Genomic DNA, 22,912 nt, shown 5'->3' on the forward strand with positions numbered 1-22,912 from the left:
CTTTATCGCGCTTTCATCGGTTTCCCGGGCGATAACAAAAGCCAGCTGGGCAGCAGCGGATTCGGCCTCGCGATGCTCCACCTGGTTGGTGATGTCACTGGCAAACTTGACCACCCCATATAACCGACCAGTCGCGTCATATAGGGGGTTATAAGTGGCGCGCAGCCACACCACACGACCACTTTTGGTCACGCGTTTGAAGCGATCGGAAACAAACTCGCCCTGGTTCAGAAGCTGCCAGAAGCGCCGATAATCATCACTCGCCGCCTCCTCATGGGTGCAGAATTGGCGGTGATGCACGCCACGCACTTCCTCCAGGCGATAGCCCATGGTGCTGAGGAAGTTCTCATTGGCATCCTGCACCTCACCGGCCAGATTGAACTCGATCACCGCCGTCGAACGATTGATCGCCTTCAGGTAACTATCATGCTGGTGCTCAACGTGCATGCGCTCAGTGATGTCGGCGGCCAGCTTGATCACTTTGATCACCTGCCCCTCGGCATTGCGTACCGGCAGGTAGCTGGCCTCCAGCCAGATCTCACGGCCGCCTTTGGCAATACGCATATAGCGGTCACTGAAGCTCTCACCATCGGCTAGGCGTCGCCAGAATTGCGCGTAGGCCGGACTGGCCACCTGCTCCTTGCTGCAGAACATGCGGTGATGCTGGCCGCGGATATCTTCCAGGCGATAGCCCATGGTTGCGAGAAATGGCGGGTTGGCATCGAGTATCTCGCCCTGGGCGGTGAACTCGATCACGGCGAAGGTTTGTCGGATGGCCCCGATTACCTGCTGGCTGGCTGCCAGCTGTACCTGGCACTGCTGTAGTTCACTGTGAGCCTTTGATCCGAACATATGAAGCGCCTCAGAAAGGGCAATATTTGCTCAGGGCACACGGCAATCTATTCATCCCTGAACCAACCAGCGTATCGGCACGCGGTGCTTAACGTTTAGCTCAGATTCACTGCACTCGCATAGCCCGCGCCGTACTTTCTTCATCCAGCGTGCGCAAAGCCTGGTACTGGCTGACAAATACCTGCCCGCCAAAGCGTTGCAGAAAATCCGAACGCTGCAGCCGATCCATCACCGGCCCCTTCACTTCTGCCAGGTGCAGCTGCACGCCAGCGCTGTGCAAGCGCTCGCCAATAGCTTCCAGAGTATCCAGGGCGCTGGCATCAATCTGGTTGACTCCAGAGCACATCAGCACCAGATGGCGCACGTTTGAACGTTTGGCGATCAGCGCGCCGATACGCTCTTCCAAAAACCGCGCATTGGGGAAGTACAGGCTTTCATCGACCCGCAGCGACAGCACGCTGGGGCTTTCCACGACCTGATAGCGCTCGACATTGCGAAAGTGCTCGCTGCCGGGCAGCTGGCCGACCACCGCCATATGCGGCCGGCTGGTACGCCAGAGAAACAACAGTAGCGACAGACTTACACCGAGCAGAATGCCTGCCTCAACACCGTACAACAGCACGCCGACCAGCGTTGCCAGCTGCGCCATGCCTTCCTGCGGCGAGTAGCGCCAGGTGCGGCGCAGGCCGGATACATCAATCAGCCCCACTACCGCGACAATAATGCTCGCGGCCAACACTGCTTGTGGCAGGTGCTGCAGCAACGGCGCCAGCCCCAGAACCGCCGCCAGCATCAAGCCGGCAGCAAATATGCCGACCAACGGCGTGGCTACATTGCTTTGCAACGCCAGCGCCGAGCGCGAAAAACTTGCGGCGACCGGCATACCGCCACTGCAGGCGGCAGCGATGTTGGCTGCACCCTGGCCGAGCAATTCCTGATCAGGGCTAATCGACTGGCGCTTGCGCATCGCCTGACTCTGGGCGATGGACACCGACTCGACAAACCCCACCAGGGCAATCAACACGGCCGCCGGCAGCAACTCGCGCAGCAAGCCCAGCTCCAGGCCAGGCAGCTCCAGTGGCGGTAGACCCGCGGCCACCGTGCCAACCACCCGCACGCCATAAACTTCCAGCTGCAGCGCCGCGCCCAGGGCCATCGCCAACAGCATCAGCAGCAACGCACTCAACTGCCTGATACGCAGCGCCAGTGCCTCAGGCATACCGAACATGCCCAGGTTACGCAGCACCAGCAGCAGCGCCAGGCTGCCCAGCCCCAACAGCAGCGTTGGCAGGTGCAGCGCCGGCAGCTGCGCATACAGCGCGGGCAACACCTGCGGCAGGGTCAGCCCGTCTGCGGAGATCCCGAGTAAATGTTTGAACTGGCTAACCGCAATCAGCAGCGCCGAGCCGCTGACAAAGCCGGAAATCACCGGATGGCTGAGAAAGTTGGCGACAAAGCCCATCCGCAGCAGCCCCATCAGCAGCAGTAACACGCCGACCAACAGGGTCAAGGTGGTGGCCGCGGCCAGATACGCCGCAGTACCGGCGGCCGCCACCGGGGCCAAGGCCGCGGCAGTCATCAGCGAGAGCACCGCCACCGGGCCGAACGACAGTGCCACGCCCGGACTGGCGCCGATCAAGGCATACACCACCAGCGGCAGAATGCTCGCGTATAACCCCGCCACCGCCGGCAACCCGGCCAGCTGCGCATAGGCCAACGCCTGTGGCACCAGCAGCAGACAGACCAGGCAGGCGGCGAGCAGATCGCGGCCAGCCTGATCGCGGTCGTAACGACGCAAGGTAGTCAGCAGCGTCCACCTAGAAAACATTCAGCGGCACCTTGAGGTAACGCACACCATTGTCTTCGGCGGGCGGCAGATGGCCCGCACGCATATTCACCTGCACCGAGGGCAGTATCAGCGCCGGCATGCTCAGGCTGGCATCGCGGGTCTGGCGCATGGCGACAAAGGCCTCCTCGTCGACGCCCTGGTGCACATGCACGTTATGCGCGCGCTGCTCGGCTACGGTGCTCTGGTAGCGATGCTGCTCACGCCCCGGCGCCAGGTAATCGTGGCACATGAACAATTGGGTACTATCGGGCAGGGCAAACAGCCGGCTAATCGAACGGTACAACGCCCGCGCATCGCCACCGGGAAAGTCGCAGCGCGCGGTGCCGTAATCCGGCATAAACAGGGTGTCGCCGACAAACGCCGCATCGCCGATCAGGTAAGTCATACAGGCTGGGGTATGCCCAGGGGTATGCAGGGCGCGGGCATTTAGCGAGCCGAGCTGAAACACCTGTTCATCGCGGAACAACTGATCGAACTGGCGGCCATCAACGGCGAATTCGCTACCAGCATTGAACAACTGGCCGAAGGTGTTCTGCACCACGCGGATCTGCTCACCGATTGCCAATTGCCCACCCAAGACAGCCTTGAGATAGGGCGCAGCAGACAGGTGATCGGCATGCACATGGGTCTCCAGCAACCATTGCACGCTCAGGCCCTGCTCGCGCACGTAGGTGATCAGACGGTCGGCACTGGTGGTAGCGGTGCGCCCGGCCGCCGCATCGTAATCCAGCACCGAATCGATAATGGCGCACTGCGCGGTGGCCGGGTCACTGACGACATAGCTGTAGGTCGAGGTGGCAGGGTCGAAAAAGGCCTGAATCAACGGTGACATGGCAGCTCCTGCTGTGAAAGTGATATTCCGATCATCAATTACCCGCGCCGGCGTTCCAGCGCAGCAAACACAACCATGCCCGCCAGCATGGCCGCCATGAACAGCAGCACCTGCCAGCGCCCGGTGAGCAGAAGCGCCACGGCCGGCCCCGGACAGATGCCGGCAATCCCCCAGCCGATACCGAACAACAGGCTGCCACCGATCAACCGCCGATCCAGCTTACGCTTGCCCGGCAACTGCATCGGCGCACCGAGCAGACTGCTGCGCTGCGCGCGCGCCCAATTGAACGGCAGAAATGCCACGCCAATCGCCGCCACCATCACCAGGGCCAGCGATGGGTCCCAGGCGCCTGCCAGATCGAGAAACGCCAGCACCTTGGTCGGGTTGGCCATGCCGGCGCTAAGCAGGCCGATGCCAAAGGTCACACCGGCGAGAAAGGCCAATAGTTTGCGCATGCTCAAGACCCCAGCAGATGACGCAGGACAAACACCGTAACGAAACCGGCGGCCATAAAACTCAAGGTGGCCGCCAGAGAGCGTAGTGACAGCCGTGACAAACCACAGACGCCATGACCGCTGGTGCAGCCCGCGCCATAGCGGGTGCCGACACCGACCAGCAGACCGGCAACCGTCAGCGCCAGCCAGCCGCTGTCAATCTGAATCTCGGGCAGGCGACTAAACAGCTGCCAGAGCAGCGGCGCGAGCAGCACGCCCAGCAGAAACAGGCCCTTCTCGCCCCAGCCTTCACCGCGCTCCAACACACTGCCGAGCAGGCCGCTGATACCGGCCACCCGGCCATTCATCACAACGAACAGACTGGCGGCCAGGCCGATCAATGCGCCACCCGCCAGGGCGCTCCAGGGCGTGAAGTTGTACCAATCGATACTCATCGTTGCTCACCGGCGCAGAACAGCTGATACAGGGTGTTGATCACCGCCAGCGCCGCCGGGCTGCTGATGCAGTAATAGATCTGCTTACCCTCACGACGGGTCGCCACCAGCCCTTCACGGCGCAGCACCGCCAGCTGCTGCGACAGCGTCGGCTGCTGAATACCCAGCAGGGTTTCCAGCTCGCTGACATTGCGTTCGCCCTGAGAGAGCTGACACAGCAATAGCAGCCGATCCGGATTGCCCAGGGCCTTGAGCAACTGCCCCGCCGCATCGGCATTGGCGCGCAGTTGCTGGATATCGAGCGGAGGGTGTTCAAGCGTCATGGCAAGCGGCTCAATTAAGATAAAAACAATCTATTCTTTTGTATATTGAATAGCAAGCACCGCCCAGTCACCGCACAGAGGTCAATCGCAGGCAATAAAAAACCCGGAACAGAGTCCGGGTTTGGTTTGCTACTCAGGCTGGGCTGGATGCAACAGCTCAGCCTGAAACCGCCACAATCAGAGCAGTGGCAGGGTGTAGCTGACGATCAGACGGTTTTCGTCGAGGTCGCGACCAAAGTTGTTGCGCATGGTCGCATTACGCCAGCGCACACCCAGGTTCTTCAGGGCGCCTTCTTGGAATACGTACATCAGCTCGGTGTTGCGCTCACGCTCTTTACCCTCAGAAACGTTGCGACCGCGGTCGATGTTGTCGCCCGACAGGAAGCGCGTCATAAAGGTCAAACCAGGCACGCCAACAGAAGCAAAGTCGAAGTCATAACGCGCTTGGTAGGACTTCTCGTCCTTGGCAGCGAAGTTGCCAATCTGCACGTAGTTGACCAGGAACGGATCAGTACCACCGACATAGGCGAAACCGGTGTCACCACTCATCTTCTGGTAGCCGAGGCCAAATTTATGACCGCTCAGGGCATAGGTCACCATCGCGCCGAATGCCTTGTTATCGACATTGCTCAGGCCGTCATCGGTGGAGCGAGCATAGCGCACGTCGGTCTTCAGGCTCTGCTTGTCGCCCAGCGGCAGTACATGCACCAGATTGAAGGAATGCTGTTTGTACAGGTCTTCCAGATTGGAATAGTAATAACCCGCCGTCAGATCCTTGGTGAGTTTGTAGTTACCGCCAGCAAAGACGAACTCGTTGGACTGGTTGACGGCACCACCCTTGATTTGGATACCGCTCAAGGAGTAGGTATTCAGGGTCATGTCTTCGTAGTCTTGCGAGTTGCGGTTGTTGACCTCATCAAGGTAACCCGCATCCAGGGTCAGACCATCAATTTCCTGGGATACCAGGTTACCGCCGCGGAAAATTTGCGGCAGCAGGCGGCTATCGCTGGAGGCGATCGCCTGGTTCTTGAACTGCATCTGGCCGACGCGCAGAGTGCTTTTGGAAACCTTGGCCTTGGCCGCTACAGCCAGACCGGAGTAGTTGTCTTGGGAGCCCTTGGACGAACGATCCGGAACCAGCAGACCACTACCTGCAGTGCCATCTCCCGAGTCCAGCTTGAAGCCGAGCATGCCGATGGCGTCGAGACCGAAACCGACGGTGCCTTCGGTGAAGCCCGACTCAGCGCGCAGGATAAAACCTTGAGCCCACTCTTCGGACTTGTGCGGACCCGCGTCTTCACGGAAGTCGCGGTTGTAGTAGAAGTTACGCGCTTCGAGGCTGGCTTTGCTGTCGCCAATAAAGTCGGCATGGGCGACTTGGCTCAGGGACAAGCCCAGGGTACTGGCAGCAACGGCCAGGGCCAGGGAGGTCTTTCTCATTATGTGTTCTCCAGTTGTGTGTGGGTTGCACATCGGCGCGGGTACTGTCTTCAGCCTATGAAGCGGCAGGCGCGCACCGAATTCGGGGAGTTATTGCAGGGCCAGACACCGGGCAGGCGAACAGCTGCCGCAGCCAGGGCCGGCCGTGCAATAAGCGAAATCAGGTGATCGCGTGAAGGCAGTCAGCGCGAGCTGGGAAATGAGGACATAGCAGCGGACAGGTAAAAATCATGGCGCAGGTCTCTTCATTTTTATTGTCGGCCGATCATCCCGGCCGTTATGCGCTGAGCCCTACGCAGATACTGTGCCAGCTGCCCAAAACAGCTCGCCGATGCATCTATTACAAGGTTTTACAAATTTATGACGAGGTCTTTGCAGGCCTGACAAAGAAGCAATAAGCGGTTTTTTGCCGATAGCAAAAAGCCAAAAGGCGGGTTATCGCCAGCACCCCAAACCCACGGCATGCCCGTGCGTGATCAATCCACCACGATCTGATTTTTGCCCTGGCGTTTGGCTCGGTACATCGCGGCATCGGCGCGTGCATACAGAGCATCCAGGCTGGCATCTTCAGGGCGCAGGCTGGTCAGGCCCTGGCTCAGGGTCACGCCGAAAGTGCTGCCCTCGTGACTGAAACTCAGGCGGCGCGCCTCGCGCTGCAGACGCTCGGCAATCTGCTCGGCCAGTTCCGGCTCGCAGCGTGGAAACAGCGCCGCAAATTCCTCACCGCCGATGCGCCCGAACAGATCCCCCCGGCGCAAGGTGGTAGCACCGCTGTAGGCCAGACGCTGCAACACCTGATCGCCCATCTGGTGGCCATAACGATCATTGATCTGCTTGAAATCGTCGAGGTCGAGCAGCAGAAAGGCCAACGGGCTGCCATATTCACGGGCTTGCTCGAACTCGCGCTGGGCGCATTCGAAGAAGTGCCGACGGTTACTACTCTGGGTCAGCACATCGGTGGTGGCCAGGCGGTGTAACTCGCCTTCCAGCTGCTTCTTCTCGGTGATGTCTTCGGCGATGCCGACGATGATATGCGGCTTGCCCGGCGAGCTTTCGCGGCTGACAAAACACTTGTCGCTAAGCCAGCGCAGTTGGCCGTCGCCACGGATGATGCGGTATTCGCGGGCTTCGACCGCACCGGTTTCCAGCACCTGGGCAAAGCTTTCGGCGGCGTAATCCAGGTCATCGGGGTAGATGCTGCTGCGCCACTCTTCATAACCTGCCAGCAGCAGCGCGGCGGAGCGCCCGAAAACCCGCTCGTAGGCTGGGCTGACGTAAATCACTCGCTTGGCATCCCAATCAAACGCCCAGAGCACTGCATTGACGCTGCCCAGCAAGGTGCTGAACAACTGCTCGCGCTCCTGCAGGCGCGCCACCTCGGCGCGGGTATGCAACAGCGCCAGGGTCAATTCTTCCTGTTCGAGCTGCTGCCTGCTGACTTCATCCATAGCCATCGCCATTGCACTCAGTTACCGGGCAATGGCTGAAGCATACGCCAGAAATAAACAAGGGGCGGGAGGCACTTGCATCATCACGCCGCGACAACCGCCAGGCGCAACTCAGATAGCAAAAGCCCGCCGAGTGGCGGGCTTGAGCAACAGCGCAGGCGTTAGATGGCCCCTGCTGGACGCAACGAGTAGGTTTTCAGCTGCTCGGCAAACTCGCGCAGCGACTGAATACCGCTGGCTTCGGCATCACTGACCCAGTGCTTGATGGCCTCAAGCATGTCGTGGCCATTGGCGCTGGTTTTCACCCAGATCTGCTGCAGGGCCAGGCGCTTCTCGTAAATCACCTTGAGCGCCTGGCTCTGCTCCAGCATGCGCTGGATACGCGCCTGGTGGCCTTCATCGAGCAGGCTCGGCTCACGCGACAACAAACGCTTGGCGCGATGGAAATGATGGCGCACCGAGGCATCGGCCTTGGCCAGCTCCTGCTGCACCAGTGGTGCAATCACCAGCTTGCGGTACTGCGCCATGATCTGGAAACGGTTGTTGAGAATGGCCATGGCGGTGTCCATGTCCAGGCTGCGCTTGCCTTCGACGCGATGGGCGATGGGTGCAACACGCTGCACCTGAGCCAGACCGAACAGGCTGAACAGCTTGATCCAGAACCAGCCCATGTCGAATTCCCACTTCTTCACCGACAGCTTGGCCGAGTTCGGGTAGGTGTGGTGGTTGTTATGCAGCTCTTCGCCGCCGATCAGGATGCCCCAGGGCAGCAGATTGGTCGCCGCATCGCGGCACTCGAAGTTGCGATAGCCGACAGCATGGCCGAGACCGTTGATCACGCCCGCCGCCCACACCGGAATCCACATCATCTGGATTGCCCAGATGGTGATGCCGGCAGCGCCAAACAGGGCCAGGTCGATGGCCCCCATAAGCGCCACGCCGCCAACAGGGAAGCGCGAGTAGAGGTTGCGCTCGATCCAGTCTTCGGGGCAGTTCTTGCCGTAGATGCGCAGGGTTTCCGGGTTCTGCGCTTCTTCGCGGTACAGCTCCGCACCCTTGCGCAGTACGGTGCTCAGGCCCTTGATCACCGGGCTGTGCGGGTCATCGACGGTTTCGCATTTGGCATGGTGCTTACGGTGAATCGCGGTCCACTCGCGAGTGTTCTGCGCCGTGGTCAGCCACAGCCAGAAGCGGAAGAAGTGTTTCAGCGCCGGGTGCAATTCGAGAGCGCGGTGCGCCGAGTAGCGATGCAGATAGACCGTGACGCTGACGATGGTCACGTGCGTCATCAGCAGGGTGACCGCGATCAACTGCCAGATCGACAGGTCAAGAAAACCGTTGTACCACATGGATCGTGTGCCTCGTGCAGAAGGAAAGACGCCGCTCATTGTTAGCACACGTCGCCAGCCATTATCCCTGACCAGGATCAGAAAACCAGTTGGTCTTTTGCATAAGAATGCCGCCCCCTTATCAGCATCTATACTGCCGGTCTTAGACAAAGGACTGACTTAAACCCCATGAATGCACCACAAGGCGCTTGGCGCCTGACTCTCAGCTATATGCTGGCCGCTGTTCTCTGGGTGCTATTCAGCGACGGCTTGCTGGTCGCCCTCGGCCTGTCGCTGCCGCAACTGGAACGCGCGCAACTGTTCAAGGGGCTGGCGTTTGTGCTGCTTACCGCAGGCCTGCTGTACGCCGTGCTGCGCACCCACCACGCGCAGCAGCGCCAGACGCATCAAGCCTTGCAGCGCAGCGAGAAGCGCCTGCATCAGGCACTGGAAGCGGCCAAAGACGGTATATGGGACTGGGATCTGCAGACCCAGACGCTGTATTTCTCCCCTGGTTATGCGGCTCTGCTCGGCCTGCCTCCCGACGCCCTGGGCACAGACCCACAACACTGGCTGCAACGCCTGCACGCCGATGACCGCGCCAGTTTCGACAGCAACCTGGAGCAGCGCCTGGCCGCGCGCAACCCGGCGCCTTACGAGGTCAACTATCGCCTGCGGCATGAGGACGGCAGCTACCGCTGGATTCAGTCACGTGGCCGCCTATTGCTCGACGATCACGACCAGGCCGAACGCCTGATCGGTACCGCCAGCGACATCACCCAGCGGCGCAAGGACGAAGACAGCCTGCGCCAGGCGGCAGCAGTATTCGATGCCACCCAGGAAGGTGTACTGGTCACCGATGCGCAGCAGCGCATCGTCCACTGCAACCCGGCCTTTAGTCGCATCACCGGTTACAGCCAGGAAGAGATTCTCGGCCAGTCACCGAGCATGCTGAAATCCGGGCGGCACGATAAAGGCTTCTATGAAAGTCTGTGGAATGCCCTGCAAAGCCGCGGAGCCTGGAGTGGCGAGGTGTGGAACCGGCGCAAGAGCGGCGAGATTTACCCGCAGTGGCAATGCATCCGGGTGATCCACGATGAACTGGGCGAAATCAGCCACTACGTCGCGGTGTTCTCCGATATCAGCGCGCTAAAACGCTCACAACGCGAGCTGGATTACCTGGCGCATCACGACCCGTTAAGCAACCTGCCCAACCGCCTGCTGTTCACCGAACGTGTCGAACGCGCCCTCGAACGTGCCAAGCACGATGAGCTGAGTGGTGCGGTGCTGTTGATCGACCTCGACCACTTCAAGCACATCAACGAAAGCCTCGGCCACACCATCGGCGATTTGCTGCTCAAGGACGTCGGCGAGCGCCTTAGCCAACAGCTCGGCAAACGCATGACGCTCGCGCGCCTGGGCGGCGACGAGTTTGGCCTGCTCGATGAAAGCTGCAGCAGCGCCGAACAGGCGGCAGTGATTGCCCAGCGTCTACAGGCCTGCCTGATCCAGCCCTTCAAAACCAACCAGCAGGAGCTGTTTATCACCGCCAGTATCGGCATCAGCCTGTACCCCAGAGAGGCCAGTGATGTTGGCCAAGTACTGCGCAACGCAGACTCCGCGCTGTTCAAGGCAAAAAACAGCGGCCGCGAAAGCTATGCCTTCTACAGCCAGGAACTGACCGAACACGCGCGCCAACGCGTCGAGCTGGCCAGCGCCCTGCGCCATGCCCTGGATCATCAGGAACTGCGCGTCCATTACCAGCCACTGATCTGCCTGCGCAGCCAAGAGATGATCGGCGTCGAAGCCCTGGTGCGCTGGCAGCATCCGCAACGCGGGCTGGTGGCGCCTGGCGAATTTATCCCGATTGCCGAAGAAACCGGATTGATCGGCGCCATCGACGCCTGGGTGCTGGAACAGAGTTGCCGGCAGATGGTCGCCTGGCAAATCGCCGGACATAAGCTGAGGTTTGTCGCGGTGAATGTCTCCAGCCGTCTGTTCAGCCGTGGTGAGCTCGACCTGCGGGTGGCCGAGGTGCTGCGCGATACCGGCCTCGCCCCGGCGCACCTGGAGCTGGAAGTCACCGAAAGCGCGGTGATGGAAAACCCCGACGCAGCGCTGGCCTTGCTCGAACGCCTGCGCGCCCTCGGTATCCGCCTGGCCATCGATGACTTCGGCACCGGCTACAGCTCCCTGGCGCGCCTCAAGCGTCTGCCGGTACACAAACTCAAACTCGACCAGAGCTTTGTCAGCGGCCTGCCGCATGATCAGGATGATATAGCCATCACCCGCGCGGTGATCGCCCTCGGCCACAGCATGGGCCTCAAGGTGCTGGCAGAAGGAATTGAACAGCTCGAACAGGTCGAACTGCTCCAGCAACTCGGCTGCGACCACGCCCAGGGCTATTATTTCGGCCGTCCGCAACCTGCAGAGCAGCTGACCACACACTTGGCTCTAAACGCCGCAACCACGAACTAAGGCACCCCGTATGCGGATCATGATTCTGGAAGACGACAGCTGGATTGCCGATCTGCTCAAACAGATCGTCCTCAGCCTGCGCCCCTGCTGCCAGGTGGTATGCCTGGACAACGTCAGCGCGGCCCTGCGCGAATGGCAGCAGCGCCCGGCCGACATGGTCATCTGCGACTGGAACCTGCCGGATGGCCCCGGCACCCGACTGCTCGAGCAGGTACGCCGTGACAACAGCAGCACGCCACTGGTGGTGATTACCGGCCGCTCCGACCGCGCCAGCGTACTGGCCGTGCGTGCCCTGAAAATCAGCGCCTTTATCAGCAAACCCTTCCAGGCCGCGCATGTCGCCGCCAGCCTGGCAACCCTACTACCCGCAGACAACGACGAGCAGCCGTCCCAGGCCAGCAACATCCAGCACGACCTGCTCGACCACCTGCGTAGCCTGCCCAGCAGCGCCTTGCAATTACCACTCAAGGCACATGTACGTGATCGTCTGCTGCAAAGCTTCAAGGGCGAACAGATCGACCTGCGCGAGCTGGCCAGCGAGTGGCAGCACGACCCAGCACTTAGCGCGCGCCTGCTCGCCGTTGCCAACAGCAGTGCCTACAACCAAGTCGGAAAACCCTGCACCAATCTACTTGAGGCGCTGCACAAACTCGGCGCGATCAACAGCCTCAACCTGGCGCTGGGCCTGGCTCTACGCCAATGCAGCGCGCTGGATAACGCCCTGCTGCGCCTGTTTGCCCAGGCGCACCTGGACAGTACCGAACAGCTGATCGAACGCAGCACCCACCTCGCCCGCCAGTGCGCCATGGACCCTGCCCCCTTCCATACCGCCGCCCTGTTGCATCGCATGGGCGAGCTTTGTGTGCTGTATCTGGCGCAGGTGTGGCAGGACAGCGGGCAAAGCTTTAGCGAGGCCCAGGTTATGCAGGCACTCGATCAGTTCAGCAGCCCTTTTGCCATCAGCATCAAGGCCCAATGGCACTTGCCAATGCAGCTGCGCGAGCTGATCGGCGCGTGCTACAACCTGCCGACCAACAACGTCAAACGCGAGAACATCCTCATGCGCCTGGCCGCCTGCGAACTCAACAGCGCACCTGATGACCCTGAGCTGGCGCGCCTGCGCCGACTGGCGGGGCTGAGCTGAGTGACGTTCTGCATGCCTAGCCAGGCGATGGAGCGGATGGATGCTTAAGCCATTCAAACCCAACACCATCCACTGGATCGTCGGCCTCGGCAGCCTGGGCCTGGCGCTGTTTTTCAGCGTGCTCGGCGGCTTTGCCCTGAATGAGCGGGAAACCCTGTGGAACCTGCAAATCGCCAAGCAGCATGAACTGCAAAGCCTGACCCTGCGCAACAGCCAGCAGGAGCTGCAGCAACAGGCGCAGCTGCTGGCCGAAACTATTGCCGCCGACTCCTGGCTGGTCGAGCTGGTGCGCCAGGCCTATGCGCTGCAAAGCAATGATCCGACAGACACACACAGCCTGAGTGCCATCCGCAACCAGCTGTACACCCGCATCGCCCCGCGCTGGCGCAACCTGCAAGGCATCCGCCCATTCGCCCTGTATGTGCATCTGGCGCCTACAGCCGAGGTGCTGCTGCGGGTGCATAAACCGCAGTGGTTTGCTGACTTCCCTGCTGCACAGCGACCCATGCTGCTCGACAGCCTGAACTATGGGGTGGCAACTGCAGGCCTGGCGACCAGTGGCGACAACCTGAGCATGCGCGCCATCGTGCCCCTGCAGGTGGAAAGCCCAGCAGGCCTGCTGAGTGTCGGCGCGCTGGAGGTGAGCCTGGATGTGCTGAGCAACCTGCAACAACTGGATCGCGAACTGGATGCAGGGGTGGCCTTACTGATCAAGCGCCAACTACGGGCGCCAGGCAGTAGCGGTGAAACTTTGCGCGCACCGGTTACAAAGCGCAATCAATGGCACCTGGCAGGTTATTCCCAGGTTCAGGTGCAGCGCTGGCAAGCACAACATCGCCTGCCAGACCCCGAGGCAGGCAATACCTTCAAGCTACTCGACGATCAAGGCCGCACCTACCTGCTCAACCAGGTGTATTTGAACGGCTACCAGGCTGATCCTGCCATTATCGACAGCCCGCTACTGGCGCTGACCTGGCGCGATGTCACCGCGCTGTACAACCTGCACCAGCGCGACAAGCGCTGGCTGGTAATCAAGTGGCTGCTGGCCTGGCTCGCCGCGGAAATGCTCTTGCTGTTGCTGTTGCAGGCCACAAGGCACAGCAGCCAACTGGTCATGCGCCGCCACCACGCCGAGCTGCAAAACAAGCACCAGCAATCCGAAGAGTCGCGCCAGTTGCTGGCATTGATTACCCAGACCCAGGCGGCCTATATCAACGCGGACAACCAGCGCGAGGCTTTCGACACACTGCTCGGGCGGATTCTCGAGGTCAGCGCCAGTCAGTTCGGCTTTGTCGGGGAAATCCGCCATGACGAGGCCGGAGCACCTTTTCTGCGCACCTTCGCCATCAGCAATATCGCCTGGGACGCACAAAGCCGCGCCTTCTATGCCGCCCATGCGCCGCAGGGCCTGGAATTTCGCAACCTCGACACCCTGTTCGGCCAGGTGATCCGCAGCGGTCAGATGCTGATCAGCAACGACCCAGGCAATCACCCGCACAGCGCCGGTCTGCCGCCGGGGCATCCGCCCTTGCAGGCGTTTGTCGGCCTGCCCATTCACGCCAACGGCGAGCTGCGCGGCATGCTCGGCCTGGCCAATCGCGCAGGCGGCTACGACGAACAGTTCGCCGCCCAACTGCAACCGCTGCTGACCACCCTCGGCCAGTTACTTGAAGCCTTGCGTCGCGATACCCAGCGCACGCAGACCCAGCAGCGCATGCAGCGCCAGCAGGCAGCCCTGCGCGCGCTCAACGAGATTGCCGCACTGCCGAAACTGAGCACCCACGAGCAACTGCGCCAAGCCCTGCAGTTGGGCGCCGAGTTCTATGGCATGCCGATCGGCATCATCAGTCAGATCGACGCGGACACCTACCAGGTCAGGGTGCAGGTGTCGCCGCCCGATACCCTGCAGGACGGCCAGTGCTTTACCCTCGGCGACACCTATTGCAGCATCACCCTGCGCAGCAACGATGTGCTGGCCATTGCAGCCATGGGCCAAAGCGAACATGCCGCTCACCCCTGCTACCCACTGTTCGCCCTGGAAAGCTATATCGGCACCAGCATCTGGGTCGCTGGCAAGCGCTTCGGCACCCTGTGCTTTGCCTCAAGCGAAGTGCGCAGCACAGCATTTGACGATGCCGACGAAGAATTCATACGCCTGTTCGCCCGCTGGGTCGGCGCCACCCTGGAGCGCATGCGCCATGAAGAGCAGACGCGAGAGGCACGCCGCTTCCTGCAAGCGGTGCTCGACTCGGCCACCGGCGTGGCGATCATCACCAGCGACTGCGACGGCCTGATCACCCTGTTCAATTCCGGCGCCGAACGCCTGCTGGGTTATCGCAGCGCAGAAGTGATCGGTCGGCACAGCCCGGCGCTGTTCCACTTGGCCGAGGAAATACAGGAGCGTGGTCAGCAACTAAGTCATCAGTTCGGCACTGAAGTCAGCGGTTTTGCGGTGTTTACTCGCCTCCCCGACCTGGGCGAGCCGGAAACCCGCCAGTGGACCTACCGGCGCAAAAACGGCGAGCAACGCATCGTCAACCTCACCGTCAGCGCCATGCGGAATGCCGAAGGGGTGATCACCGGTTATCTGGGCATCGCCAGCGACATCAACGACCTGCAGCAGACCACCCGCGCCCTGCAAAAAAGCGAAAGTCGTTTCCGTGGCCTGGTCAGCAGTCTGCCAGGCGCGGTGTACCGCTGCCGCAACGATGCCGACTGGTCGATGAGCTACCTCAGTGAAGAAATTCAAGCGCTCAGCGGCTACCCGGCCAGCGATTTTATCAACAACCGCGTACGCAGCTTTTCCAGCGTGGTGCATCCCGACGACCTGCCCATTACCTACCGCGCAGTAGCTGCTATCGAGCGCCAGGAATCCTTCGAGCTGACCTACCGCCTGCTGCATGCCAACGGCCATAGCGTCTGGGTACGGGAAAAGGGCCGCGGCGAATACGACAGCCACGGCGAACTGCAATGGATTTCCGGCTTTATCTGGGACATCAGCGACCGCAAGGCAGTGGAAGATCAGCTGCGCCTTAGCCAGCAGCGCTTCAGCAACGCGTTCAGCCTGGCGCCTCAGGGCATGGCTCTGGTCTCGCTGCAAGGGCAGTGGCTGGAAGTTAATGATCAACTCTGTGAAATGCTCGGCTACAGCCGCGAGCAGTTACTGTGCAGCGACTTCCAGCAGATCACCCACCCCGACGACCTGGAAGCCGACCTGCAGCATATTGAAGAGCTGCTGGCCGGCGAGATCAGCACCTACCAGATGGAGAAGCGCTACCTGGACAGCCAGAGGCGGATCATCTGGGTACTGATGAGCGTATCGCTGGTACGCGACAGCGACGATAGGCCGGTGCACTTCGTGGTGCAGATTCAGGACTTCAACGAGCGTATCGCTTCAGAAATGGCCATTAGGGAACGCGAGGACTACCTGCGCGCCCTGCTCGACAACGTGCTCGACGCGATTATCACCATCGATCAGCAGGGCTATATCGAAACCTTCAACCACGCTGCCGAGCGCATCTTCGGCTACAGCCACCTGGAGGTGTCCGGGCACCGCGCGACCTTGCTGTTGCCCGAACCACAACGCTCGATGCGCGCACGCTACCTCAGCCACTTCCTGAAAACCGGCATCCAGCAGATGCTCGGCAAGGACATCGAACTGACCGCCATGCGCAGCAATGGCGAGACGTTCGCCATCGAGCTGGCCATCTCGCAGATCAGCCACCAGGGCGAGCGGCGTTTTATCGCGGTAATCCGGGATATCGAAGAGCGCAAACGCATCGAGCGAATGAAAAACGAATTCGTTTCCACCGTCAGCCACGAACTGCGCACCCCGCTCACCGCCATCTCAGGCTCGCTTGGCCTGATCAATGGTGGCGCGCTGGGCGAAGTACCTGAGGCTATTCAGCAGATGCTGCAGATCGCCCAGGACAACAGCCAACGCCTCAACCTGCTGATCAACGACCTGCTCGATATGGAAAAGCTGGTGGCCGGCAAGATGCTCTTCGAGCTGCACGATGAGGCGCTGCAACCACTATTGGAACAGGCCATCGAAGAAAACCAGCCATACGCCAGCCACTACCAGGTGCAACTGCAGCTACAAGGCCCGCCGACCCAGGCCCGCGTGCGCGTCGACAAACTGCGTCTGGCCCAGGTACTGGCCAACCTGCTGTCAAATGCGGCGAAGTTCTCGCCCCAGGGGCAGACCGTGGAAGTGCGAGTAGAGCAACACGACGCGCTTGTCCGCGTCAGCGTGACCGACCACGGCCCCGGTGTGCCGGAAAATTTCCAGGCGCGGATTTTCAGCAAATTCTCCCAGGCCGACGCCACCGATACCCGGCAGAAAGGCGGCACCGGCCTGGGCCTGGCGATCAGCAAGGAAATCATCGAACGCATAGGCGGAAAGATCGGTTTCCACTCCAGCCCCGGTCACGGCGCGACTTTCTGGTTCGAACTGGCTACCCTGGCCCTAGAGACGACGCCCGAATCGCCCGCCAGCCCCGAGGAAAATCGGCATGCCTGAGTTGCAACGCATCCTGCACGTGGAAGACGATCCATCGATCCAGGCCGTAGCCAAGCTGGCGCTCGAAGCGGTGGGCGGCTTTCAGGTGCTCAGCTGCTCATCCGGTCGGGACGCGCTGGATCAACTGCAGGGCTTTGCTCCGGACTTTATCCTGCTGGATGTGATGATGCCGGACATGGACGGCCCGCAAACCCTGGCGCAGATCGCCCAGCTGATCGACATCAACCAGGTGCCAGTGGCCTTTATGACCGCCAAGGTGCAACCGACGGAAATCGCCCATTACCGCAGCCTCGGCGCCCGCGATGTGATCATCAAACCCTTCGACCCCATGCAGCTGGCCGCGCAGGTGCGCAAGATCTGGAGCCTGGCCCATGAGTAAAGGCAAAAACACCGCCGATGAACTGCAGCAACATCTGCAGCAGTTGAGCAATGCCTTCGCCGTGCGCCTGCAGGTAGAACTGCCCGCCCTCGCACAGAACGCCGAACGCCTGTTGCACGCCGCCGACCCGCAGGAGCAGCTGCAGCACCTGCAAAGCCTGCGCGACCAATTGCACAAGCTGGCCGGCGCCGCTGGCACCTTCGGCTTCAGCAGCCTCGGCCAGCGCGCCCGCGAGCTGGAACTGGAAGCCGATCAGTGGCTGGAAACCCTGCAGCAGGAACAACAGAGCCTGCAGGACTTCAGCCGCAGCCTGCAGCAACTCGCACGCCAACAGTTTCAGGCCGAACGTAGTCAGGAAACCGCTACCCGCACGGTCAAGCCGCCGCGGCCGAACAGCAGCGCGCGGCGCATCTATATCCTCGAAGACCAGTTGTCGATTGGCGAAAACATGCGCCTGACGCTGAACAATTTCGGCTATCACGCCGAGCACTTCAGCCGCATCAGCGAGCTCGACGCCGCGCTGCAAGAGCAACTGCCCGATGCGCTGATCGTCGACGTTAACCTGCCCGACGAAAGCCTCACCGGCCTGGGATATGCCGCCAGTCTGCAACAGCGCCTGGACGAACCGCTGCCGCTGCTGGTGATCACCACCCAGGACGATTTCGCCACCTACCTGGAAGCCGTGCGTGTTGGCGCCATGGGCTTTTTCACCAAGCCGGTGGACATTCCGCAACTGGAGAACCGCCTGGAGCGCTGCTTCGCCCAGCAACAGGGCGAGCCGTATCGGGTGCTGATCATCGACGACGACCTCGAGCTGGCCAGCCGTTTCAGCCTGATTCTGCGCGGCGCCAATATGCTGGTGGAGATGCTTCACGAGCCCGCCGACATCTTCGCCAGCATGCGCAGCTTTAACCCCGAGGTAGTCCTGCTGGACGTCAGCATGCCCGGTTGCACCGGCCCAGAGCTGGCGCAGATCATCCGCATGAACGACGACTGGCTGCGCGTGCCGATCATCTACCTGTCGGCAGAAACCGATATCAACCGGCAGATGAACGCACTGATCAAGGCCGGCGATGACTTCGTCACCAAACCGATTTCCGACAATGCCCTGGTCGCCGCCGTGTTCTCCCGCGCCCAGCGCGCGCGCCTGCTGAGCAATGCGCTGGCGCGCGACAGCCTCACCGGGCTGCTCAAGCACGCCGATATCAAGGAGCAGGCAGCGGTCGAACTGGAGCGCGCGCAGCGCAGCGGCAAACCGGCCAGCGTGGCGATGCTGGATATCGACTTCTTCAAGAAGGTCAACGACAGCTACGGCCATGCCGCCGGTGACAACGTGATTCGCGCCCTGGCCAACCTGCTGCGCCAACGCCTGAGGCGCATCGACAGCCTGGGCCGCTACGGTGGCGAAGAATTCCTCGTGGTACTGCCGGACTGCCCGTCCGACCAGGCGCTGCGTATTCTCGATGAAATCCGCCAGCGCTTTGCCGAGTTGCACTTTATCGCCCATGGCCAGCAGTTCTCGGTCACCCTGAGCGCTGGCATCGCCTCCACCGAAGACGCCCCGGCGAGTGCCGACGACCTGCTGGATAAGGCCGACCGCGCGTTGTACGAGGCCAAACACAACGGCCGCAATCAGGTGCGCTGAAGCTGACCATGAGCCTGGATATTCGCGCCTGCGACGCCGCGCAGCTACCCATGGACCTGCTGCTGGAAGCCGATCCGCATCTGCCGCATGTACAGGCCTACCTGGCAACCGGCCATTGCTACCACGCGCAACAGAATGGCGTGACTGTCGGCGCCTATGTGCTGCAGGCGCGCAGCCTCGGCACGCTGGAGCTGATGAATATCGCCGTCGCACCGAACTGCCAGGCCCTGGGCATCGGCACACAGCTGCTGCAACATGCTCTGCACAGCGCCAGGCAGTTGGGCGCTACACGCCTGGAAGTCGCCACCGGCAGCTTCGGCCACCAGCTGACCTTCTACCAGCGAGCCGGCCTTCGAGTGTACGCGGTCGAACCGGATTACTTCCTGCAACACTACCCCGAGCCACTATTCGAACAGGGCCTGCAGCATAGGGATCGCCTGCGTCTGGCTATCGACTTCGGCTAGTTCAGGTGTCTTCTCGCTTGGCTTTATGAAATTTATCACGTAGATTTTCATGAAATTAACTAAATAGAATTTCATGAGGCGCGCCATGTTCAGACAATCCGCCCAGCATATCGGCACCTACTACGCTGGCACCTATCCGGGTCCGATCCCGCTGCGGCCGCGCCTGCAGGAAGCGTTGCAGTGTGAGGTGCTGATTATCGGTGGCGGTTTCAGCGGGCTGCACACGGCGCTGCGCCTGGCCCTGGCGGGCAAGAAGGTGGTGCTGCTGGAAGCCAGTCGCCTGGCCTGGGCAGCCTCCGGGCGCAACGGTGGTCAGGCGCTGCCGGGCTGGTCCTGCGATATGCCGCCGTTCGAGAAGGCCCTCGGCCTGGAACGCGCCCGCCGCCTGTGGGACAGCATGGTCTGGGCCGCCGAGGAAATGCGCGAACTGCCCGAACGGCACAACTTTGATATCGACTACCGCACCGGCGCGATCTACACCGCCGTGCTGCCACGCCGCGTGCGCCAGCTGCAGGAAAGCCTGGAAGAAGCCGAGCAGAAATACGGCTATACGCAGCTGAGTTTCATCCCCAAGGACGAACTGCCGCAGTGGATCGCCAGCCCGCGTTACCTGGCTGCCCTGCATGACAGCGGCGCCGCCCACCTCAACCCGCTGAAACTGGCCCAGGGTCTGGCCGATGCCTTCGAGAAAGCCGGCGGCAAGATCTTCGAGCAGAGCAAGGCGCTGAACTATCAAGAAACGGCAGACGGTTATCTGGCACGCACCGAACACGGCGAGATTCGCAGCGATCTGCTGGTACTGGCCTGCAACGCCTATATCGACAAGCTCGATCCACAACTGTCGAAGCGCCTGCTGCCGGTCGGTTCCTACCAGGTCGCCACTGCGCCACTGGACCCTCAGCTGGCGCGCTCGCTGTTCCCACGCGGCACCTGCGCCATCGATAACCAGTTCGTACCGGACTATTTCCGCGTCACCCCGGACAATCGCCTGCTGTTCGGCGGTGGCTGCACCTACCTCGGCGGTATTCCGGCGGACGTGCCGGCAGCCACCCGGCCATATCTGGAGCGGGTGTTCCCGCAACTGCGCGGCGTGCAGATCGACTATGGCTGGGGCGGGCATATCGACTGCACCATGCACCGCACCCCGGACGTCGGCCGCAGCGCTCAGAAGTACTGGCTACAAGGCTTCTCCGGCCACGGCATCCTGCCGACCCTGGCCGCCGCCCGCGCGGTCAGCGACGCGATCCTCGGCGACAGCGAGCTGCTCGAGTTGTACCAGGGCCTGAGCAACCCGCGCTTCCCCGGCGGCGATCTGCTCGCTGCGCCCATCGAGGCCGTGGGCAAGGCCTGGTATCGCCTGCGTGACGTTATTTAAGGAAGGTGCCCATGGACATGCAGGAAGAAATCGAAGGCCTGGCGATCCTAATCCGCGACCTGCGCAAGCATAAGAACCTCACCCTGGGTGAGCTGGCCGCACGCATCGACCGCTCGGTGGGCTTTCTTTCTCAGGTTGAACGCGGCCTGTCGCGCCCGACTGTGGCCGACCTCACCGCCATCAGCGAAAGCCTCGGCGTGCCGACCACCTATTTCTACAGCCTGAGCAAGCCGCGTGCCGTGCCCTGGGTCACCCGCCCCGGCGAGCGCCGCACGCTGTACTACGCCGGCGGCATCACCGATGTATTGGCCTCGCCGACCATGTCGGGCGGTTTCTCCATGCTCGAAAGCCGTTTGGATCCTGGCGCCACCAGCGGCGATGGACATTTGAACGACAGCTCCGAACAGGGCGGCTTTGTCCTCGAAGGCGAGCTGACGATCTGGTACGGCGACGCTGCCGAGCCGGTCACCCTCGGCCCGAATGACAGCTTCCAGCTGCCGCCGCACGCGCAATTTCGCTACGCCAACCTCACCGACTTACCCACACGAGTGCTCTGGATCTTCACCTGATCCGCGCAGATACCACCATGACAATAACAACAGCATTCCCCGACCTGCTCAGCGAAGTCCGCGCCTTCCGCAGCGCCCACCCCGAGGTGCGTTATGTCGACCTGATCAGTCTGGATATTCCCGGACATTTCTACGGCAAGCGCTACCCCATCGAGATGCTGGAGAAGGTCGCCGCCGGCAGCCCGCTGAAAATCCCGCAGAACTGCGTGCTGCTCGGCGTGCAGGGCGGCCTGCACCCGATTGGTGATTACTGCTTCAACGACGGCGACCCGGACGCGCCGCGCCGGCTGATCCCTGGCACGCTCAAACCGGTGCGCTGGGAAAACCAGCCGCTGGCGCAGATGCTGATCAGCTCCGATGGCACTGAAGCACCGATCGAATTCGAGCCCCGTGAAGTGCTCGCCCGCGTGCTCAAACGCTTGGAAGCGCGAGGCATCCGCCCGGTGGTGGCGTTCGAACTGGAGTTCTACCTGTTCGACCGCAAGCTGCAGGACGGCCTGCCGCAGTTCCCCCGCGACCCGCTGTGCGACGATGCCGACGACCAGCCGAATATGCATATCGAACGGCTGTCGCGCTTCGCCGATGTGCTGCACGAGATCGTCGACGCTGCCAATGAACAGGGCGTGGACGCCAATGTGATTACAGCCGAACTCGGCCCCGGCCAGTTCGAGATCAACTTCGGCCATTGTGACGACGGTCTGCGCGCCGCCGACTGGGCCGCCCTGTTCTGTCGCAGCACCCGCGGTGTGGCGCTCAAGCACGGCCAGCGCGCCAGCTTTATGAGCAAGCCCTACCTGCACGCGCCGGGCAGCGGCATGCATGTGCACGTCAGCCTGTACGACGACGCAGGTAACAACCTGCTGGCCGCCGATAAGCAGCGCCCGCTGCGCCATGCGGTGGCCGGCTGCCTGGAGTTGCTGCCGCACTGCATGCCGATCTTCGCCGCCAACCACAACGCCTTCCGCCGCTATGGCGCTATGGTCAACGCCGCCAGCCGCGCCAGCTGGGGCTTCGAGGACCGCGATGCGTGTATCCGTATTCCCGAATCGGACGGTAAAAACCTGCGCATCGAACACCGCCTGGCCGGCGCCGACGCCAACCCTTATCTGGTGCTGGCGGCGATCCTCACCGGTATGGAACATGGCCTGGATGCCGGCAGGGAACCCATCGCACCGCTCAACGAGAACCGCCAGAGCGGCATCGACTTTCCCCAGGACATGCTCGGCGCGGTCAGTGCCATGCGCGACCACCCGGTAGTCAACCAGGGCCTGGGCAGTGAGTTCGTGATGGTCTATTGCGAGAACAAGCGCCAGGATCACCTGGCCTTTATGCAGGAAGTGAGTGCGCGGGAGTACCGCTGGTTTATGTAACAGGT

18 protein-coding genes and 1 pseudogene are annotated in these 22,912 nt (G+C 61.7%); 10 read left to right on the plus strand and 9 right to left on the minus strand.

Annotation, left to right across the window (positions count from 1 at the left end; all coding sequences use genetic code 11):
• Positions 1 to 75: 75 nt before the first annotated feature.
• From ACIN8IBEIGE_RS21115 to ACIN8IBEIGE_RS05140, 7 genes and pseudogenes are all read right to left on the minus strand, one after another.
• Positions 76 to 852, minus strand: a pseudogene (locus ACIN8IBEIGE_RS21115) (PAS domain-containing protein); the annotation flags it as partial.
• A 106-nt stretch (positions 853 to 958) separates the two neighbouring features.
• Positions 959 to 2,680 carry a SulP family inorganic anion transporter gene (locus ACIN8IBEIGE_RS05115; RefSeq protein ID WP_160013705.1) on the minus strand — a complete coding sequence of 574 codons (1,722 nt, stop codon included), beginning with the start codon at positions 2,678 to 2,680 and terminating at the stop codon, positions 959 to 961.
• Entirely contained in the window at positions 2,670 to 3,533 is an 864-nt protein-coding gene (locus ACIN8IBEIGE_RS05120) for an MBL fold metallo-hydrolase (protein WP_160013706.1), read from the minus strand. Before ACIN8IBEIGE_RS05120 ends, ACIN8IBEIGE_RS05115 begins: the two co-directional genes overlap by 11 nt.
• A gap of 38 nt (positions 3,534 to 3,571) precedes the next feature.
• The gene (locus tag ACIN8IBEIGE_RS05125; RefSeq protein ID WP_160013707.1) at positions 3,572 to 3,988 is read right to left on the minus strand and encodes a DUF6691 family protein; all 417 of its coding nucleotides are present in this window, start codon (positions 3,986 to 3,988) and stop codon (positions 3,572 to 3,574) included.
• Between the two features lie 2 nt (positions 3,989 to 3,990).
• Positions 3,991 to 4,422, minus strand: a complete 432-nt coding sequence (locus tag ACIN8IBEIGE_RS05130; RefSeq protein WP_160013708.1) for a YeeE/YedE family protein — start codon at positions 4,420 to 4,422, stop codon at positions 3,991 to 3,993.
• Positions 4,419 to 4,745, minus strand: coding sequence for a helix-turn-helix transcriptional regulator (locus ACIN8IBEIGE_RS05135; protein ID WP_090379987.1), 327 nt, complete (start codon positions 4,743 to 4,745; stop codon positions 4,419 to 4,421). Before ACIN8IBEIGE_RS05135 ends, ACIN8IBEIGE_RS05130 begins: the two co-directional genes overlap by 4 nt.
• A 177-nt stretch (positions 4,746 to 4,922) precedes the next feature.
• On the minus strand, positions 4,923 to 6,185 hold the full coding sequence (locus tag ACIN8IBEIGE_RS05140) for an OprD family porin (protein WP_160013709.1): 1,263 nt from the start codon (positions 6,183 to 6,185) through the stop codon (positions 4,923 to 4,925).
• Positions 6,186 to 6,415: 230 nt separating this feature from the next.
• Between ACIN8IBEIGE_RS05140 and ACIN8IBEIGE_RS05145 the strand changes: the two genes are divergently transcribed.
• A complete protein-coding gene (locus ACIN8IBEIGE_RS05145) occupies positions 6,416 to 6,583 on the plus strand; it encodes a hypothetical protein (protein ID WP_160013710.1) in 168 nt (55 codons plus the stop codon).
• 78 nt (positions 6,584 to 6,661) lie between these two features.
• Here ACIN8IBEIGE_RS05145 and ACIN8IBEIGE_RS05150 read toward each other — a convergent pair whose 3' ends face one another.
• Both ACIN8IBEIGE_RS05150 and desA read right to left on the minus strand, forming a co-directional pair.
• Complete coding sequence (locus ACIN8IBEIGE_RS05150) at positions 6,662 to 7,633, minus strand: sensor domain-containing diguanylate cyclase (RefSeq protein ID WP_160013711.1); 972 nt, start codon at positions 7,631 to 7,633, stop codon at positions 6,662 to 6,664.
• A 161-nt stretch (positions 7,634 to 7,794) separates the two neighbouring features.
• On the minus strand, positions 7,795 to 8,982 hold the full coding sequence (gene desA, locus ACIN8IBEIGE_RS05155) for a delta-9 fatty acid desaturase DesA (RefSeq protein ID WP_160013712.1): 1,188 nt from the start codon (positions 8,980 to 8,982) through the stop codon (positions 7,795 to 7,797).
• 168 nt (positions 8,983 to 9,150) lie between these two features.
• On the opposite strand from desA, the gene dibA reads away from it, so the two are divergent.
• From dibA to ACIN8IBEIGE_RS05200, 9 genes are all read left to right on the plus strand, one after another.
• A complete protein-coding gene (gene dibA, locus ACIN8IBEIGE_RS05160) occupies positions 9,151 to 11,439 on the plus strand; it encodes a phosphodiesterase DibA (RefSeq protein ID WP_160013713.1) in 2,289 nt (762 codons plus the stop codon).
• Positions 11,440 to 11,449: 10 nt separating this feature from the next.
• Positions 11,450 to 12,583 (plus strand): HDOD domain-containing protein, encoded by a 1,134-nt coding sequence (locus ACIN8IBEIGE_RS05165; protein ID WP_160013714.1) that lies wholly within the window; start codon positions 11,450 to 11,452, stop codon positions 12,581 to 12,583.
• A gap of 40 nt (positions 12,584 to 12,623) precedes the next feature.
• Positions 12,624 to 17,105: a PAS domain S-box protein gene (locus ACIN8IBEIGE_RS05170; protein ID WP_256665037.1), complete on the plus strand. Its 4,482-nt coding sequence runs from the start codon at positions 12,624 to 12,626 to the stop codon at positions 17,103 to 17,105.
• The gene (locus ACIN8IBEIGE_RS05175) at positions 17,098 to 17,484 is read left to right on the plus strand and encodes a response regulator (RefSeq protein WP_160013715.1); all 387 of its coding nucleotides are present in this window, start codon (positions 17,098 to 17,100) and stop codon (positions 17,482 to 17,484) included. Before ACIN8IBEIGE_RS05170 ends, ACIN8IBEIGE_RS05175 begins: the two co-directional genes overlap by 8 nt.
• Positions 17,477 to 19,129 (plus strand): diguanylate cyclase, encoded by a 1,653-nt coding sequence (locus tag ACIN8IBEIGE_RS05180; RefSeq protein WP_160013716.1) that lies wholly within the window; start codon positions 17,477 to 17,479, stop codon positions 19,127 to 19,129. The genes ACIN8IBEIGE_RS05175 and ACIN8IBEIGE_RS05180 overlap by 8 nt, the downstream gene beginning before the upstream one ends.
• Before the next feature lie 8 nt (positions 19,130 to 19,137).
• Positions 19,138 to 19,593 carry a GNAT family N-acetyltransferase gene (locus ACIN8IBEIGE_RS05185; RefSeq protein WP_160013717.1) on the plus strand — a complete coding sequence of 152 codons (456 nt, stop codon included), beginning with the start codon at positions 19,138 to 19,140 and terminating at the stop codon, positions 19,591 to 19,593.
• Positions 19,594 to 19,678: 85 nt separating this feature from the next.
• Positions 19,679 to 20,968, plus strand: a complete 1,290-nt coding sequence (locus tag ACIN8IBEIGE_RS05190; protein WP_160013718.1) for an FAD-binding oxidoreductase — start codon at positions 19,679 to 19,681, stop codon at positions 20,966 to 20,968.
• 11 nt (positions 20,969 to 20,979) lie between these two features.
• Positions 20,980 to 21,537: a helix-turn-helix domain-containing protein gene (locus ACIN8IBEIGE_RS05195; protein WP_160013719.1), complete on the plus strand. Its 558-nt coding sequence runs from the start codon at positions 20,980 to 20,982 to the stop codon at positions 21,535 to 21,537.
• Between the two features lie 23 nt (positions 21,538 to 21,560).
• Positions 21,561 to 22,907: a glutamine synthetase family protein gene (locus tag ACIN8IBEIGE_RS05200; RefSeq protein ID WP_178124386.1), complete on the plus strand. Its 1,347-nt coding sequence runs from the start codon at positions 21,561 to 21,563 to the stop codon at positions 22,905 to 22,907.
• Positions 22,908 to 22,912: the final 5 nt, after the last annotated feature.

The organism is Pseudomonas sp. 8BK (genome assembly GCF_902506475.1).
GTDB lineage: Bacteria > Pseudomonadota > Gammaproteobacteria > Pseudomonadales > Pseudomonadaceae > Aquipseudomonas > Aquipseudomonas anguilliseptica.